Below are 17030 nucleotides of genomic sequence, written 5' to 3'. Positions count from 1 at the left end.
CACTCTGGGGCAACGGGACATCGCCGGTGGCAAGATGCTGGCGGTCACCGACCCACCCCGGCACACCGCCATCAAGCGGCAAATCATCGGCTGCTTCACGCCCGCCACGGTCGCGGCGATGGAACCACAGATCCGCCTGCTTGCACGCCGAATGTTCGTGCCCGGCCTGGACGGACAGGTCTTCGACCTCGCCGCGCAGACGGCGGTTTTTCCGATCGCGATCACGGCTCTACTCATGGGCATCGACCCGGCGCACTGGCACCGACTGCGAACGTTCGCCTACGTCGCCATCGCCGATCAGGACCCGGATGTCACCTCGGGTCGGCGGGACCACGCGTTGGAGTGGTCACACTCGGAGATCTTCTCGTACTTCGCAGGTGAGCTCGCCAACAAGCCGGCGGCGCGGGCCGATCTGATCGGGGCGATCGCAAACGCTACTGTCGACGGCTGTCCGCTGTCCCAGCAGGAGATGCTGTTCAACTCTTACAGCGTTCTGCTCGGCGCCACGGTGACGACGTCCCACGCCGCGAACGTCGCCGTGTTGGCGCTGGCCGAGAATCCCGGCGCGGACGAGCGCTGGCGTGCCACGGGCTGCACGGACACGCTCGTCGAGGAGGTGCTGCGCTGGTCCTCACCGGCCAACCACTTTCTACGGCACGCGACTCGGTCTATCGAGATCGCCGGTACCACGATTCGGGCCGGCGACCCGGTCACCGTATGGCTCGGTGCGGCCAACCGTGACGAAGAGGTGTTCGAACGGCCGTACGACTTCGACGTCAACCGTGATCCGCGCGCGCACATCGCCTTCGGCGTCGGCGCGCACCGGTGCATTGGTGCTCCGCTGGCGCGGCTTGCCCTACGTGTGTTCGCGGAGGAGACACGGGACCTGGTCGAATCCTTCGAGATCGCCGGGCCAGTCGACCACCTCGCTTCCAACTTCATCGCCGGGATCAAGCGCCTGCCGGTGCGGGTGCGGCTGAAGCGGAATGGGGCGACTGCCCTTGCCGGCCTCACACCGCTGAACGACGACGCCGGGGAAAGGGGGCAGCGGTGGGAACGAGCCATTACCCGCTGATGCCGCAGCAGCGGGCCGTCTGGCACCTCACACAACGGCATCCCGACCGGCCGGTCGGCAACAAGTGCTGGATCAGCCGGTACGGTACCGCGCTGGAGGCCGACATCTTCCATGCTGCAGTCGACGGGGTCGTCCAGCGGCACGAGGCCCTCCGGACTCGCTTCATGGTTGTCGACGGCACACCGACGCAGGTGGTGGAGGATGGGGCTGCCGCAGCATGGTCCTTCACCGACCTCGGCGGGTACGACGCTGCACACCGCGATCGTCTGGTCGCCGATCTCGGCCGCCGGGCGGCCCGTCTGCCGTTCGACCTTGCCGCCGGACCGCTGCTGCGAGTCCACCTGGTGCGTCTCGCGTCCGATGACCACGTGGCGATCTTCACAAGCCACCGGATGGTGTGCGACGCGTGGTCCAGGGCGTTGCTCGAGGCTGAGCTGGACGTGCTGTACGGAGCTCTGCGGTCTAGTCGCCCCAGCCCGCTGCCGTTCGTGGCGGAGCAGTACGGGACGCTTGCACTCAAGGAGCAACGTCGACTCCAGCAGGGGGATCTCGAGCGCCACATCGACTTCTGGGTCCGCTACCTCGGCGGCGGTCGGGGAACCGTGGAGCTGCCGATCGCCCAGTCCCGACCCGACGATGCCGGCGGTCACGGGGCGACGCTGTGCGTCCGGGTCGATCCGGCGGTCATGTCGCAGGTCCGGGACCTGAGTCGATCGACCGGATGTACCACCTTCCTGACGCTTTTCGCGGGGTTCGTGACCTTGCTGCATCTTCTCAGCGGGCAGGACGACATCAACGTCGGTGTGCCGATGATGGGTCGTACCCGACCGGCGGCTGCGAACGTCGTCGGGCTCTTCCAGACCACGGCTGTCATGCGCACGCGTTTCCTGCCGGGTGACAGCTTTGCGGCCGTGCTGCATCGGGCGCGAGCTGACCAGCTCGCGGGATTCACGGCTCAGGACGCCCCGACCGACCTGGTGATCGATCGCCTGGGCGGCTATGGCGAGGGGGTCCTGCTCCATCGACACCAGTTCTCCACGGAGGAGTCGTCTCCGGCAACGGAGGACCGCAGCCATCTCGGCGCCCAGCCGTTCGACGAACCGGAGAGCGGCTTCGTGGAGCACGACACCAACTGGAATGTGTGGGTCGACGACGACGAGTCCATGGTGCGCGTCGACTACGCCAGTGAACTGTTCGCCCGCGAGGCCGTCCGGTGCCTCGTCGTCGGATACGTCAGGTTGCTGAAGCAGGTGACGGCGACCCCATCCGAACCCATTCGCCTCCTGCGCCCATCCATTGCCGAAGCTTTGAATCGCGATCTCGTTAGGGCAGGTGGCATGTGAAAGACGAGGTACGGGTCGAGACAGCGATCACCCACTACACCTTCCTGCCCGGCGGGCCGTTCGGCGACACGGAAAAGACCTTCGACATCCGGTCCTACGCAGTCGTCAGGGACCGTCAGGCCGTGCTCGTCGACGCTCTGCTGCCCGACCACGAGGACCTTATCGCTGCGGCTCTTCACCGCGGCGGCCTGGATTTCGCCGCCGTACGCGCCGTGGTCGTCACGCACGCTCATCCGGACCACATCGGAAGTCTGGCAGCCGTGATGCGCGCGGCACCCGAGGCCCGCCTCTACGCCGGCTCTGGGGACGCCGAAGTCGTCGCCGAGGAGTGCGGCGTCGACGTAAGCGTTCTGAATGACGGAGACGACGTGTGGGGCCTGGAAGTGATCGGCACGCCCGGCCACACCATCGGTCACGTATGCTTCCTGGAACACACTACATCGACCCTCTTCGTCGGAGATGCTGCCGTCAACATGACCAGCCTCGAACCGTCTATCGAACCCTTCGACGAGGACCATTCCCGCGCGGTCGCACAGCTTGTCAGGCTCGCGGGAACCGGGGCACAACGTGCTTTGTTCGCACACGGGGCGCCAATACCTTCCGGGGCAAGTGTCGCCTTCCGCGACCTGGCCGGTCGGCTGGGACTCGCCACTGGCGACATGGCCGCCATCTGATGAGCGAACCGTCGTTGCGAGCAGGCGAAGAGCAAGACGTCCAGGTATGCGCCGCTGCGAGAGCGCCCCGGACCTCAGAAGAGCGCGAAACCGTATCCGCCTATTACCGTTTGGTGGATGCCGGCGACGTCGGCGGATTGCTGCAGCTGTTCTCTGTCGATGCTGTGTACCTCCGTCCCGGGTACCAGCCGATTGTTGGTCGTGCGGAAATTGAGCGTTTCTATCGAGAGCAGCGTGTGATCCGCGAGGGTTGTCACCGCATCGCCCTGCTCGTCGATGCTGCGCAGGCGGTGGCGGCGCACGGCGAGTTCGTTGGCGTGCTCCGCGACGGGCGTCATGTTCAACTCCGTTTCGCTGACTTTTTTACCTTCGACGACACTGGCCACTTCGCCCGACGCGAAACGTTCTTCTTCACACCGCTGGTCTAACGGTCAAGCGGGGAGGCACTGGTGGTCCCTGGTTCCGCGAGCATTCCCTGGGTTTCCGACCTGTACGTAGCGTCGGGGCCATGAGCCTTCCCGCGATTAAGCTGCACAACGGTGTGGAGATCCCGGCTCTGGGCTTCGGTCTGTTCCGATCTCGCTTCGAACGCCCATCTTCGTGACCGCCCGGCGGCTCACGCCTAGTGCCCGCGCTCGGCATGGCGGACCAGGGCGGCGAACCCGCGGGCGAGGTCGGCGACGGTGTCGAGGTCAGGGCAGCGGTTGCGGGCATCGGCGAGGTCGGTGCGGCCGTCGTCGGTGAGTTGCGTCCGGGTCGCATGATCCAGGCGGTGATCCGGCGGGCGGACGGCACTCGGACGGTTACGTGGTTGGGTCGGGTGCGGTTGGTGATGAGCCAGTCTTTCAGTACGCGCAGGCTGCCCTGATAGCCGCGGGCAACGATGTCGGCGTGCAGGTCGGCAGTGTGACGGACGCCGTCGGTGAGCTGCGATTGTGGACGTGCTTCCCCATCGACCGATGCGGCTGCGGGAGCCAGCGCTGTCGCCAAGCATGGGTACTGGGCCGGCATTTCACGGTCGGTCGGCGGTCGGCGGCCCGGCGCGGGCCCGGGTGGGGGAGCAGGTTGGGAGCAGCGGGGTGCCCTGAACGGCCTTGAACTGCGCCCAACGGCGTCGAACGGCGCTCAACTGTACCCTCCCCTGCGTGCGGCTCCACGTTGCCGCAGGTCAGAGTCGGTGCGGGGTCCTGTTTCCCGCGGAGTGCTCTGCGGTTCTGCACGGCGGTCGACAAGGTTCTATGTCGCCTGGCAGGGGAGTGTGCGCAGGTCGAGGCGGTAAGGAGCTGTTGGTGGGCCTGGCCTTGCAACTGGGAGCAGATTGGGTGCGGGTTGGCGAAGTGGTCTCCGCGCCCGAAGTGCTCACCGACGCCGGAGAGAGACGATGGCTGAGACCTGTGGTGATGAGGTGGAGCGGTGCGGCGTGACCGCCCAGTAGATGTCGAAGTGGTCAGGTGTTGCTGCTCCAGGGATGGCTGGCGCCGACCGGCGTCTCGGTTAGTAAGGCCACGCCCCTGAAGGCGTGCTGCAGATCGATGTGGAGCGTTGCGGGTGGGCACGCTGGAGTCGCCGCGGTTCCGTCATCCGAGACACCGAACTGACGGGGAGTGCGCTGACCGGGCCCTTCAGGCTGAAGACCTCTTCGGCGGATCCGAAGCCGTCAGCGTTGGTGCCTCATGCGGAGGCGGCAGGGCGGCGTCCGCACGTGCCGGTGAGCGGATGTGAATAATCCGACTCGGAGTGCTTTGAGCCTCAGACCCGGTGGACAGTGACGGGACGGGTCGAGTGAGCCAAGCTGACCGGCCGTCAACGATCGCCATGGCTCTCAGCGGAGCGGTCCTCCCGGCGGGCATCATCGCGGTACGACCGGCTCAGCCCGTCGAGTAGCGCTCCCGAACGGGGCCACCGGTCGCGCACACGGTCCGCCGCCCCGCTGTACTGGTCGGCGAGCGCGCGCTCCTGCGTTCCGCCGTCGTAGAGACCGCGAGTTGTGACGCCCGGCTGGTTCATTCGCGCGATAGCGAGATGCTCGTCGAGGTCCGCGTCTCCGAGTATCTCGAGGACGTCCCGGACTGGCTCGCTGGGCCACGTGCCGTCCTCGTCCGCGACGGCTCCGGATAGTGCATCGCCCAGGACGATGGGCAGCACCTGGGCCCGGTCGGACGCGGTGAGCATCTCGCGTACCGATTCCGCCCATCGCAGCATGTCCTCGGTGGTCGGCAAGTACCCGTCTACGGAGCCCGGGAGCGGCGTGCGCCATTCCCGCAGGACGGTCCAGGCCGCGCTGAAGGCCCGTGATGACGCTGACTCCTCGTTTGCCTCTTCGTCGGCTGAGTTCGCGCCGGTGTCCGGGTCCGGCCGGTACATCAAGGACACGAGGCCGATGAAGCGGGCGGGATCACGGGCGAGTTCTCGATGCAGGGCGATTGGCCTGCGGCTGTGCTCGAGTAGCGGCTGGTAGAACCACTCAAGGTTTGCGAGCAGCGTGTTGTCCGCGCCTGCTGCCTCGAGACGGTCGAGCAGGCGTCCGATCGTGTACTGCCGCGGCAACGGCCACACCGTCGTCCCCAGTCTGCCCGTCGAGACCCGCCCCGGCCAACTCCACGACCGCCCAAAACTCGTCAACGTCCACGGCGCGAGAGTCTCCCACGGCCAACCGACACCACTCATGCCTGCGACCCGGGTGCCAGTCGCCGCGAGCAGCCGCTCAAGCCTTCCTGAACATGCGCCATGGGCGCAGGCTGGTCGTTACGGGTAACGGTTGTCTCGGCAGGCGTAGGGGTAGCGCCGCGGTGGCGGCACGGTTCGTGACACTCACCCGGAGGGAATGAGGAGATCGAAACGAGGCGAGGGGTGGCCTGACGTGCGCTTCCCGAAACCGGCAAGGGCGCCATGAGCCGGTGCGGCTGCTCGGATGAGTGGCAACAGCGCTCTGTGCGCGATCGGCGTCATCGCGATCAGTCGGCAGACGGCGGGACGCGGAAGGAAGCGGGATCGACGGGACGGCTCTGCTTCGGCAAGCCGGCGACGACGAGGAGGTACGACTCGGTCACGAGATTGTCGACAAGCGCGGGCTCGGCGTCCGCACCTGCCCGCACCGTGATCCAGTGCTTCTTGTTCATGTGGTAGCCGGGCGAGATGCTCGCGTGAGCTGCGCGGAGCGACTCCGCGTCGGATGGATCCGCTTTCAGGATCACGACGGGCTCGCCGGGCATGGACGTCTGCAGCATGAACACCTTGCCGCCGACTTTCCATACCTCCCAGTCGCCGGTGAACTGGTGTGTGTGCTCGGAGCCGGGAAGCTCGGCGGCGCGGGCCGTGGCCCGATCCTGCACTGCCTTATCAATCTGCATCTTGACCTCCTCGAAGTCCTTAAGGGGTCGATGGCCCAGCGTCAGCGAGGAGGTGCGGAAGCCGGGCAACCGAGTCGACGTGAACGGGGCCGGCACCGCGGTCCCATGGCCGCCCCGTCCGTCATATGCGCGTGAAAATCTTCTCCGCGTCGAACCGCGAGACCGGCTGGCGGGAGATCCGGGCCTCGTCGGGGTAGCCGAGCACCAGAAGCAGCGTGGTCGTGTAGTCGGTGTCGGTCAGGTGGAAGGCCGCGTCCACGGTCGTGCGGTCGAAGCCCTCAAGCGGCGTCGCGTCCACCCCGAGGGATGCCGCGGCCATCATCGTGGCGCCGACGACGAGGTAGGTGTTCTTCTCAAGCCAGTGGAGCACGTCCCCGCCATAGTTCTCGGTCTGGATCTCCACAAAGTTGGAGGCGCCCGCCTCCCATCCCTTCTGGATCTCCGGGTCGGCGAAGCGCCCGTCGGAGCGCTCCTTCTCGAAGATCTCCTGCAGGTGCGTGTCGGGGATGTCCTTGCGCGTTGTGAAGACGATGGCGTGCGACGCGTTGCGCACCTTCTCCGCGTTGTCCGCGAAGCGGCCGACCAGTGCGTCCGCGAGCTTGTCCTTGCCATCCTGCGTTTCCAGCACATGGAAATGGTTCGGCTGGATGTTGATCGTCGTCGGCGAGGTGCGCAGGTAACGCAGCAGCTGCTGGAACGTCTCCTCCGGGATCCTCTTGCTCGGGTCGAAGTAGCGGGTGAGGTGCTTCGTGATCAGCTTATCGAGATTCAACGTCGTGGTTTCTTTCGTTTGAGCGGCGGATGGAGAGGAGAGCTAGGCCGACTGATGGTCGGCGCCGGGGACATCGGCGACGGTGTCGCTGACGTTGTTGAGGTAGTTCGTGAGCAGGGTGACGACTGCGATCGTGACGATCGCCTGGATCTCCGGGTCGATGTACCCGACCTCGCGGATCACTGCGAGGTCCTCGTCGCTGACCTGGCCACGCGTCTCGATCAACTGCTGCGCGAACTTCGCGACGGCGGCGCGCTTCGGGTCGCTGGACGTCCCTGTGCGGGCGAGCTCAATCTCCCCCGCCGACATACCGCCGAGGTTCGACGAGATGAAACCGTGGAGTGCCTGGCAGTAGCGGCAGCCGTTCGACTGAGAGACCGCGAGGGCGATCGTGTGGCGCGTCTTCGCGTCCAGGAGCTTCGCGATGCTGCCCTGCAGGCCCATCACGATCTCGAGCACGGTCGGGTTCGCGGCGAGCATGGTGAACATGCTGGGCGCGAAGCCGAACTGCTTCGCGATGGCGTCGAGGGCGCCTTGCGTCTTCGCGTCGATGTCGGCGGGTGCGGGAGCGGTCAGGCGAGCCATTGTGATAGACCTCCGTGTGGCGTTACTGGACCATTCCGTCCACTCGCTTGAGTGAACACTACAGAAAATGGGTTGGCAAGCCCAGTGGTGTTACCTTGATGACATGCAGGTGGACAACGGGGCGGATGCAGCCCAGAAGCTCACAGCCAAGGGCCAGGCCACGCGCGAGCGAATACTGGAGCACGCGGCTGCGTTGATCTACCGGAAAGGGGTCCACGCAACCAACAACGAGCTCGTCCGTCGCGCTGCAGGCGTGAGTGGATCACAGCTGAGTCACTACTTCCCCACAAAGGAGAGCCTCGTCCTGGCGGTCATCGACTGGCAGGCCGACAGCGTCCTTGGCTTCCATCGCAGCGAACGGTTTGCCAGCTTCGACACCGTCGAGGCGTTCCAGGACTGGATGGACTTTTTCGTCCTCTCGGGGCGCCCGTTCGAGGACGGCTGCAGCCTCGGCTCGCTCGCGAGCGAGATCGTCAAGACCGATCTCGTCGTGAACGACCGGCTCGCGGAGGTGTTCGCGCAGTGGCGCGAGATCTTCCGCGTCGGGCTCGATCGCATGCGGCAACTCGGCCGCATCGACGCGTCCGCCGACCCCGCGCGGCTCGCCGACATGTTCCTCGCGGCGTATCAAGGCGGCATGCTCCTCGCTCAGGTCGCCCGGGACATCGGCCCCCTGCAGGACGCGCTCTCTGCGGCGGTTGACCATCTGCGGACGTTCGTGACGTCTGACGACCAGCGCATGGGCTGACGCGGCGCATTCCGAGCCTCGGGTGTCGGAGCGCGGAATAAGGTCTGGCGAGCTGGTAAGACGACCACGTCGGGCGACGCGAAAGGGCGTTCCCGCGTGACACTGCCCGGACGGGCGAAACGGGGGAGCGAGCTAGCATCGCGCCGGCCTTAGCTGACCGTTAAGTAACGGGCCGCCTGGTTCACCCGGTGAGCCACACTCGGCAGACTGTGACAATGCCCGCCGCCGAGCCGTCCGCTCCCACCACCCACCGTCGTCGCACCCAGGCTCTCGTCGCGGTGGTCGTCGCGCTCGCTGTGGCGCTCGGGGTGGGCGGATGGTCGCTGCGGCACCGGGTTGTCGGCGACGGCGGCGCACCGAAGACCGGGGACGTCGCCCCGTTCGGCGCGGCCACCGACGCCAACCCGGCGGGCGGTCCGCCCAGCTGCGCCGGCCGGCCAGCCCGGGCGCCCCACGAGCTGCGCGGCATGTGGATCACGACGGTCAACAACATCGACTGGCCGAGCCGGCGCGGACTGCCGGCCGAGACAGTGCGGGCGGAGTTCCGGGGCTGGCTGGACCTGGCCGTGCGGCACAACCACAACGCGGTCTTCGTGCACGTACGGCCCAGCGGGGACGCGCTCTGGCCGTCCAGCTACGCACCGTGGTCGGAGTGGCTGACCGGGCACCGCGACGGCCGCGACCCGGGTTGGGACCCGATGGAGTTCATGGTCGCCGAGGCGCACGCCCGCAACCTGGAGTTCCACGCCTGGTTCAACCCCTACCGGGGCGGCCAACCGGCCACGGTGGGCGGCCCCGGACCGAGGCTGGACCAGCTCGCGCCGGCCCACCCGTTACGGCACCACCGCGACTGGGTGGTGACCTACCCCAGCGCCGACCGGCCCGGCAGCCGCCTCTACTTCAATCCGGGCATCCCGGAGGCGCGCACGTTCGTCGAGGACTCGATGCTGGAGGCGGTCCAGCGGTACGACATCGACGGGGTGCACTTCGACGACTTCTTCTACCCCTACCCGGAGGCCGGGCAGGACTTCCCGGACGACGCGACGTTCGCCCGGTACGGCCGGCGCTTCGCGGACAAGCACGCCTGGCGCCGGGACAACGTGAACACGCTGGTCCGGGAGATGAGCGAGCGGATCAAGGCGATCAAACCGTGGGTGAGGTTCGGCATCAGCCCGTTCGGCATCTGGCGCAACGAGCGCACCGATCCCGCCGGCTCCGCGACCGCCGGCCTGCAGAGCTACGACGACATCTACGCCGACACGCGGCTGTGGGTGCGGAAACAGTGGCTGGATTACGTCGTGCCACAGCTCTACTGGCACGTCGGGTTCGCCAAGGCCGACTACGCCAAGCTGCTGCCGTGGTGGGTCGACACCGTGCGGGGCACCAGGGTGCAGCTCTACATCGGTCAGGCCGACTACCGGGTGGGTGAGCGCGGCGCCTGGCGCGACCCGGCCGAACTGGACCGGCAGTTGGCCCTCAACCGCCGAAACGGCGTGCACGGAAGCGTGCACTTCAGTGCCAAGCAGGTCCGCGCCGACAAGCTCGGGGCGGTCAGCCGCTACAGCCGCGCGCACTACGCCGGCCCGGCGCTGGTGCCCACGATGGCGCAGCTCCCGGCGGCGCCGCCCGCCGCACCCACGCTCACCGACGCCCGGCGTGCGGACGCCGGCGGGGTGACGCTGACCTGGCGCGGCGACGGCGCCACCAGCTACGCCGTCTATCGGGTGGACGGCGACGAGGCCCGGCTCGTCGGCACCGCCCGAGGAACCGGCTGGATCGATCGCACCGCCCCGACCGACCGTCCCCTCTCCTATTGCGTGTCCGGGCTGGATCGCAGCGGGAACGAGGGCCGACTCGGCACTCCGATCTCCGTCGCCGGGCCCTGAGGGATACCTACGGCAAGGTGCCAACCGCCAGCCGGTGAGGCGTCCTTCGTCGGCGCCCAGCGCCGGTCGGTAGTCACCGCGCCACCGTGGTAGCGGCGTTTCGTCGGGCTCGCGCTGCCCTTGCCTCCGCTCCGCGACGCCGCCACATGCCCCGCTCGCGCTGCCCCAAATGCCACCAAGGTCATGGACCAACAGGGGCCACTTTTATCTAAAGATCTAAAAGTTCAGCTTGGTCAATCCAAAGTGATAGCGTCTGCGATCGATCTTTTGTGTTCCGCGACCGTACTGGCCCGTCCAGGGAGGAGAAAGCGCTCCTACCTCGGCCAGGACCCACCCACCGGGAGGAACCATGCCCGCACCGAACCGATGGCGTCGTCGCCGTCGCGTCAGTCTCGTGGCCGCAGGTGCCGCCGTCGCGGCCCTGCTCGCTGCGGTCCCCATCACCCCAGCCGGGGCCGCACCCATCACCGCCGATGTTCCGCCGCAGGAACCCGGCGTCACCCTGCGCTCGTACGACATGGGAGCTCCGCTGTCGGCGCTGTGCGACCTCAAGCCGGCACAGACACCGAACGTCGACAAGCTCATGCCGCAGGTCAACTGGACCACCACCGACGAGTTCGGCCTCTCCGACCGGTTCATCAGCCACGTCATCGCCAACCTCGCCGCGCCCGTCGACGGCGAGTACACCTTCCGGCTCACCAGCGACGACGGGTCACGGCTGACGATCGGCGATCAGCGTGTCGTCGACCACGACGGGCTGCACGGCGAAACCTCCAAGGAAGGGTCGACCACCCTCAGCGCCGGCGTGCACCCATTGCGCATCGAGTTCTTCGATAACGGCGGCGGCCAGGTCCTGCGGCTCGAATGGCGCCGCCCGGGTGCGACCAGCTTCGAGCTGGTACCGAACTCCGCGTTGAGCACCGACGCCGACGTCGTACGCGTCACCGCCCCGGGATGGAAGTACTGCGAGGGGGCCACCGACTCGGCCGGCGACGGCCTGCCGCTCGACCGGGTGCACCCGGGCTACACCCTCACCGACCTGCGCCCCGAAGGGCTTCAGCCGCAGGTCACCGGTATGGCGTTCCGGCCCGACGGCGACCTGATGATGTCCACCTGGGGCGGCACCGACAACGCGACTGGCGAGATCTACGTTGTCGAGGGCGTCACTGGACAGACCAGCCCCGAGCAGGTGGCCTACCGTAAGTTCGCGGAGGGGCTGCGCGAGCCCCAAGGCGTCGCGGTCGTCGACGGCACCGTCTACGTCAGCCAGAAGCACGAGCTGACGGCCCTGCGCGACACCGACGGCGACGGCCTCGCAGACGACCGCCGCACGGTCGCCACGTGGCCATGGGGCGGCAACTTCCATGAGTTCGCGTTCGGCCTGCTCTACCGGGACGGGTACTTCTACCTCAACCTCTCGGTCGCCATCGACCTGGGCGGCGCCACCACCGTGCCCCAGCCGGCACCGAACCGCGGAACCTCGATCAAGGTGGACGCCAAGACCGGCGAGATCACCTATGTCGCAGGAGGGCTGCGCACTCCCAACGGGATCGGGTGGGGCCCCCGCGGGGAGGTCCTCGTCACCGACAACCAGGGCGGCTGGCTGCCCGCGTCCAAGCTGGTCCAGATCCAGCAGGGGGCGTTCTACAACCACTACACGACGCCCGCGGGTCCGTTCGACGACAAGGCCGTGACGCGTCCCATCGTCTGGATCCCGCAGAACGAGATCGGTAACTCGCCGTCGACTCCGGTGCTGCTGAAGCAGGGGCCGTACGCGGGGCAACTGGTCGTCGGCGACGTGACCTACGGCGGCCTGCAGCGCGTGTTCCTCGAGAAGATCGAGGGGCAGTACCAGGGCGCGGTGTTCCGGCACACGCAGGGCCTGGAGGCCGGCGTCAACGAGGTCACCCTCGGCCCCGACGGCGCGCTCTACACCGGTGGCCTGGGCGCCGGCGGCAACTGGGGCCAGGAGGGCAAGCTCTCCTACGGCCTGCAGAAGCTCACGCCCAACGGCACCTCGGTCTTCGAGGTCAAACAGATGCGCGCGTCGCGTGTCGGGTTCGAGCTGGAGTACACCGAGCCGCTGTCGGCCGAGACCGCGCAGGAACTCGCCGACGCGTACCAGGTGACGCAGTGGCGCTACGGCGCGACGAGCCAGTACGGCGGTCCGAAGCTCGAGCTGGAGACGCTCAAGGTGGCCAAGGCCGAGCTGTCGACCGACGGCCGCACCGTCAAGCTCAAGATCCCGGGCCTGAAGGAGAACCGCGTGGTGCACGTGCGCTCCCCGCGTCCGTTCTCGTCCGCCGACGGCGAGGAGCTGTGGAACACTGAGGCCTGGTACACGCTCAACGAGATTCCGGGCCGGGTGGTGCAGCCGCAGACCTTCTTCGAGGCCGAGGAGGGCCGTACGGCCGGCGTCGGCATGGCGACCGACCACGCCGCCTACTCCGGTGCCGGCTTCGCCGCCGGGTTCGCCCAGGACGGCTCGTCGACCAGGATCTCTGCCGATGTCCGCGAGGCCGGGACATACGACCTGGCGATGCGCTACAGCAACGGCCCGAATCCGTACTCCGGCGAGAAGCAGCTGAGCCTCTACGTCAACGGTGAACGGGTCGAGCAGACGGTCTTCCCCTCCACCGTGACCTGGGAAGAGTGGGGCACCGTCACCACCACCGCGCGCTTGAACAAGGGTCGCAACGTGGTCGAGTACCGCAAGGAGGCAGCGGACTCCGGGCACCTGAACCTGGACGTGCTCGCCGTCCGGCCACACGGCAAACGCATCACGCTGTTCAACGGCGGCGAGCTCGCCGAGTGGCAGCACACCGACGGGCGCGAACCCTCGTGGTCCGTCGCCGACGGCGCCATGACGGTGCGTAACGGGGACCTGCGCACGGTGGAGGCATTCGGTGACTTCCGGCTGCACGTGGAGTTCAACCTGCCGCTGTATCCGCCGGACGTGACCGGCCAGGCGCGCGCCAACAGTGGGGTGTACCTGCAGGACCGCTACGAGATCCAGGTGCTGGACTCCTTTGGCATCGACCTGCCGCAGAAGAACGACGCCGCGGCCATCTACACCCAGAAGGCCCCCGACGTGAACGCGGCGTTGCCGCCGCAGACCTGGCAGACGTACGACATCGTCTATCGGCAGGCCCGCTACGACGCATCCGGGCAGAAGGTCGCCAACCCTCGCGTCACCGTGGTGTGGAACGGCGTCAAGGTGCACGACGACGTCGAGATCCTCGGCCCGACTGGCGGCAGCCGGCCCGAGGGCCCGGCGACGGGTGCCATCCGACTGCAGGACCACGGCAATCCGGTCCAGTACCGCAACATCTGGATCGAGCCGCTGGACCGGTAGTTTCGCCAGTGGTCAGAACGCGGATGGCCGGGTACCGGTACGCCGGCCCGGCCGTCCGCGGCACAGCCTCTGCCCTACTCAGCAGGGCACGCAGGTGCGGACTTGAGTGCCGTCCTCGTCAGCGAGGGCTACTGCCGAGGTGGTCCAGGCGCCCACCGCACGCCCGCCGCACGCCCACTCCACGAAGACATCCGCGCCCATCGACAAAACCGAGACCTCGATCCCGTCAACAGATGCCCTCTGAGCCGCCGGAACCAGGACGTTTCCTCGCTGACGATCAGCCTGGGCACTGCGGTCGTAAATCAGGCGATGGTCGGCGGATGCTGTCCACGGGGGATGTCGGCCGAGCCGCTTAGCTCCGCCAGGAGGGCGTCTACCGCGGGCCGTTGCGGCGTGCCGCCGAGGGCGCGAGTGACTGCGAAGATGCGTCGCTCGGTGACCGGCTCGACCAGTGGCTCCACGTGCACCCCGGGTGGCACGTGGCGCAGCGCTAGCTCCGGCACGAGCGCGGCGCCCAGCCCGGCCGCGACAAGGTCCAGCGTGAGCGCGAAGTCGACGGCACGGTGCCGGATGTCTGGCTCGAAGCCGGCGAGCCGGCAAGCGTGCAATGTGGACCGTAGGCACGGCGTGTGTTCGGCGCTGGCGATCCATGGCACGTCGCTCAGCTCGGTCAGCCGGCCGGTGTGACGGCGCCATTCGACCGGGGTGATCAGGTGCATCGGGTCGGTGGTGACCGGATGCCGGTCCAGGTCGTCGACCAGCGGCGCGGGCACGTGGTCGTACTCCTGCAGCACCGCCACGTCGAGGGTGCCGGAGCGCAGGTCGAGGCGGCTCTGCTGGTCTTCGGCCTCGATCACCCGCACGTCCAGCTCAGGGTGCTTCGCCCGCAGGCGGGCGGCGGAGGGAGCCACCAGAGCGCCGGCTGCGGACGCGAACGCGCCGACCCGCACCGTACCGCTGACGCCGTGGCGGAGCGCGGCGAGTCCGGCCACCGCCTGCTCCACCGCGCCCAGCACGTCCTTCGCGTGGCTGGCCAGAACCTGGCCGGCCGGGGTGAGGACGATTCCGCGCCCGGCCCGCTCGACAAGCTCGTGCCCGGCCTCTCGGGACAGCTGGACGAGCTGCTGGGAGACCGCCGACGGAGTGACGTGCAGCGCCGCGGCGGCGGCGGTGACGCTGCCGCGCAGCGCGACCTCGTGCAGCACGCGGAGCCGGCGCACGTCAAGATTCATGTAGCCACGCTACAGCAGCAATGAAGAACGTTGAACTGGTCCTTAAGCGTTGCCTCGGGCAGCGTAACCGGCATGAAAGCATCACACCGACTTCTCGCCCTGCTCGTCGCCGCTATCTGGGGCGTCAACTTCGTCGCCATCGAGCTGGGCCTGCGCGACCTGCCGCCGCTCGTGCTGACCGCGCTGCGCTTCGTCGCGGCGGCGGTGCCGCTGGTCTTCCTGGTACCGCGCCCCAGCGCCCGGCTCCGCTACGTGGTCGCCTACGGACTGGTGCTCGGCGTCCTGAAGTTCGGCGCGCTGTTCACGGCGCTCGCGGCTGGCATGTCGGCCGGTCTAGCCTCGCTGGTGCTGCAGGCGCAGGCCCTGATGTCGGTGCTGCTGGCGGCGGCGGTGCTGGGCGAGCGGCCGGCGCGGGCGCAGGTGACCGGCGTGCTGGTCGGATCGGTCGGGATCGGCTTGCTGGCGATCCACAGCGGCGGCCACGCCTCCGTGATCGGCTTCGTGCTGACGCTGTTCGCGGCGGCCAGTTGGGCCCTGGCAAACCTAGTCATGCGGGCCAGCGACGAGACGCGACCGCTCTCGCTGCTGGTCTGGTCGAGCCTGGTGCCGCCGTTGCCGCTGCTCGGCCTGGCCGGCGTTGTCGACGGCGGACAGGCGGTGCTGGATGCGATCACCGGTCTGTCGTGGCGCGGGGTGCTAGCCGTGGCGTACGTCGCGTACGTGTCGACCCTCGTCGGCTTCGGTATCTGGAACCGGCTGATCGCCCAGTACTCGATCGCGAGAGTGGCGCCGTTCAGCCTCCTGGTGCCGGTCTTCGGGCTCAGCGCGGCATGGCTGCTGCTCGACGAGCCCGTCGGCCCGACGGAGCTGGCCGCAGCCGCGACCGTCCTCGCCGGGCTGGCGCTGGTGGTACGGCGTTCCACAGCGGACCGCAACAACGCCACGGATGCGAGCGAGGGTCGCGAGCCCGAGTACGCCCCGGCCGCGACTGCCTAGTCCCGCGGGTACGACACCTCAGCACGCTGGTCGCAATCAAGACGGATACCGGTACGGCGCTCGACCGCAGCGAGCATTCCTGCCACCCACAGACTGGGTAAGCTCGGCCTCTGTGACGACACCCCCACCCGAATTCCCGGTAACCGCAGGAAGAACCCACGATCGTTGAGCCCCAATGGGCAGAGGCGGCCCAGCCGCAGGTCTTGCGGATGAGAAGGCCGCCGAGGAGGGTGGCGGTCTTGAACAACTGGTGGTGGTCGCGAGCAGCTCTTGCTCTCGGGCGGAGTGGTAGGTGGAGCCCTGCCGGTAGGCGATGTCGCCGGCGACGAGGGTGAGCACGTCGAGGATGTTCCCGCCGAGGACGGCGGCGACGGCGGCGACGGCGAGGGTGACCGCGCCGCGGCGCACGGCGGCGGTGACGGTCTCCGGCAGGGCGTTGACCGCTCCCATCAGAACAGGTTGACAGTCGGCCGTTTCCGTCTCGCCAGGGATGGGCTTTGACCAGGTTCAGGTGGGCCATGGAGGCTCGGACGAGCAGCGGTGACTTCGGTTCGCCGCCGGCCAGCCAGTCGATCAGTTCGGAGATCAGAGACGGAATGTCGTCGGCGTCTGGGCCCGTGTAGACGCGTCGGCCGGTGTGCGCCTCGTCGATGTGGATGTCTCCTGGACGGAAGCGGCCCGGCCATTTGCTGAGGTCATGGTGGAGCATCATGAAGTGCGGTGCGTTGAGCAGCATGTGCTGCCAGGTGAACTCGCGTGAGCGGGCGAGTTGTTGCACGTAAGTCAGGGCGCCCTGTAGCCGGTGATGACTTCCCAGGTTTGCGGGTTCGTCGTTGCCCTGTCCAGCGGTGCCTTTCGGCGATCTGATACCGCAGGTTGTCGCGCATCGTGTCCGTGACGCTGTTTAGCTGCCGGCCACGCCGGTACGGCGGGGTACCCGCTATTCGCGGGTGAAGCATCTGGTCCCCCTGGCTTCCCGCAAGTCCCGTGGCGAGGACCGCCGAGTCACATCGA

13 protein-coding genes and 2 pseudogenes are annotated in these 17030 nt (G+C 68.0%); 8 read left to right on the top strand and 7 right to left on the bottom strand.

The window, feature by feature from the left end:
• Window positions 1-34 precede the first annotated feature (34 nt).
• Genes MED15_RS05420 through MED15_RS05405 form a run of 4 tightly spaced genes read left to right on the top strand, consistent with a single transcriptional unit; the run spans window position 35 to window position 3520 of the window.
• A complete protein-coding gene (locus MED15_RS05420) occupies window positions 35-1075 on the top strand; it encodes a cytochrome P450 (protein ID WP_167457591.1) in 1041 nt (346 codons plus the stop codon).
• The gene (locus MED15_RS05415) at window positions 1051-2418 is read left to right on the top strand and encodes a condensation domain-containing protein (RefSeq protein ID WP_146754540.1); all 1368 of its coding nucleotides are present in this window, start codon (window positions 1051-1053) and stop codon (window positions 2416-2418) included. The genes MED15_RS05420 and MED15_RS05415 overlap by 25 nt, the downstream gene beginning before the upstream one ends.
• Window positions 2415-3092, top strand: a complete 678-nt coding sequence (locus tag MED15_RS05410; protein WP_112726900.1) for an MBL fold metallo-hydrolase — start codon at window positions 2415-2417, stop codon at window positions 3090-3092. The genes MED15_RS05415 and MED15_RS05410 overlap by 4 nt, the downstream gene beginning before the upstream one ends.
• The gene (locus MED15_RS05405; RefSeq protein ID WP_112583084.1) at window positions 3092-3520 is read left to right on the top strand and encodes a nuclear transport factor 2 family protein; all 429 of its coding nucleotides are present in this window, start codon (window positions 3092-3094) and stop codon (window positions 3518-3520) included. The genes MED15_RS05410 and MED15_RS05405 overlap by 1 nt, the downstream gene beginning before the upstream one ends.
• Window positions 3521-4895: 1375 nt before the next feature.
• Here the strand turns inward: MED15_RS05405 and MED15_RS05395 are convergent.
• The 4 genes from MED15_RS05395 to MED15_RS05380 form a co-directional block, all read right to left on the bottom strand.
• A complete protein-coding gene (locus MED15_RS05395) occupies window positions 4896-5639 on the bottom strand; it encodes a hypothetical protein (RefSeq protein ID WP_146754539.1) in 744 nt (247 codons plus the stop codon).
• A gap of 407 nt (window positions 5640-6046) precedes the next feature.
• Complete coding sequence (locus tag MED15_RS05390) at window positions 6047-6442, bottom strand: MmcQ/YjbR family DNA-binding protein (RefSeq protein ID WP_112583317.1); 396 nt, start codon at window positions 6440-6442, stop codon at window positions 6047-6049.
• A gap of 121 nt (window positions 6443-6563) precedes the next feature.
• Window positions 6564-7214 (bottom strand): nitroreductase family protein, encoded by a 651-nt coding sequence (locus tag MED15_RS05385; RefSeq protein WP_112583086.1) that lies wholly within the window; start codon window positions 7212-7214, stop codon window positions 6564-6566.
• Window positions 7215-7256: 42 nt separating this feature from the next.
• Window positions 7257-7799: a carboxymuconolactone decarboxylase family protein gene (locus MED15_RS05380; protein ID WP_112583087.1), complete on the bottom strand. Its 543-nt coding sequence runs from the start codon at window positions 7797-7799 to the stop codon at window positions 7257-7259.
• Window positions 7800-7902: 103 nt separating this feature from the next.
• Here MED15_RS05380 and MED15_RS05375 point away from each other — a divergent pair, with 103 nt between their 5' ends.
• From MED15_RS05375 to MED15_RS05365, 3 genes are all read left to right on the top strand, one after another.
• A complete protein-coding gene (locus tag MED15_RS05375) occupies window positions 7903-8547 on the top strand; it encodes a TetR/AcrR family transcriptional regulator (RefSeq protein WP_112583088.1) in 645 nt (214 codons plus the stop codon).
• 215 nt (window positions 8548-8762) lie between these two features.
• A complete protein-coding gene (locus tag MED15_RS05370; RefSeq protein ID WP_112734895.1) occupies window positions 8763-10433 on the top strand; it encodes a glycoside hydrolase family 10-like protein in 1671 nt (556 codons plus the stop codon).
• Window positions 10434-10827: 394 nt separating this feature from the next.
• Window positions 10828-13788 carry a 3-keto-alpha-glucoside-1,2-lyase-like domain-containing protein gene (locus MED15_RS05365; RefSeq protein WP_244220368.1) on the top strand — a complete coding sequence of 987 codons (2961 nt, stop codon included), beginning with the start codon at window positions 10828-10830 and terminating at the stop codon, window positions 13786-13788.
• A gap of 302 nt (window positions 13789-14090) precedes the next feature.
• On the opposite strand, the gene MED15_RS05360 is transcribed toward MED15_RS05365, so the two are convergent.
• Window positions 14091-15020, bottom strand: a complete 930-nt coding sequence (locus MED15_RS05360; RefSeq protein ID WP_112583091.1) for a LysR family transcriptional regulator — start codon at window positions 15018-15020, stop codon at window positions 14091-14093.
• Window positions 15021-15092: 72 nt separating this feature from the next.
• On the opposite strand from MED15_RS05360, the gene MED15_RS05355 reads away from it, so the two are divergent.
• Window positions 15093-16016 (top strand): EamA family transporter, encoded by a 924-nt coding sequence (locus MED15_RS05355; RefSeq protein ID WP_112583092.1) that lies wholly within the window; start codon window positions 15093-15095, stop codon window positions 16014-16016.
• Between the two features lie 151 nt (window positions 16017-16167).
• On the opposite strand, the pseudogene MED15_RS34085 reads toward MED15_RS05355, so the two are convergent.
• A pseudogene (locus MED15_RS34085) lies at window positions 16168-16472 on the bottom strand (cation transporter); the annotation flags it as partial.
• Window positions 16473-16536: 64 nt separating this feature from the next.
• Window positions 16537-16725, bottom strand: a pseudogene (locus tag MED15_RS34080) (Fic family protein); the annotation flags it as partial.
• Window positions 16726-17030 lie beyond the last annotated feature (305 nt).

It is taken from the genome of Micromonospora noduli, from assembly GCF_003264475.1.
Classification (GTDB): Bacteria; Actinomycetota; Actinomycetes; order Mycobacteriales; family Micromonosporaceae; genus Micromonospora; species Micromonospora noduli.
This window is presented reverse-complemented; position numbering and strand designations above follow the sequence as displayed.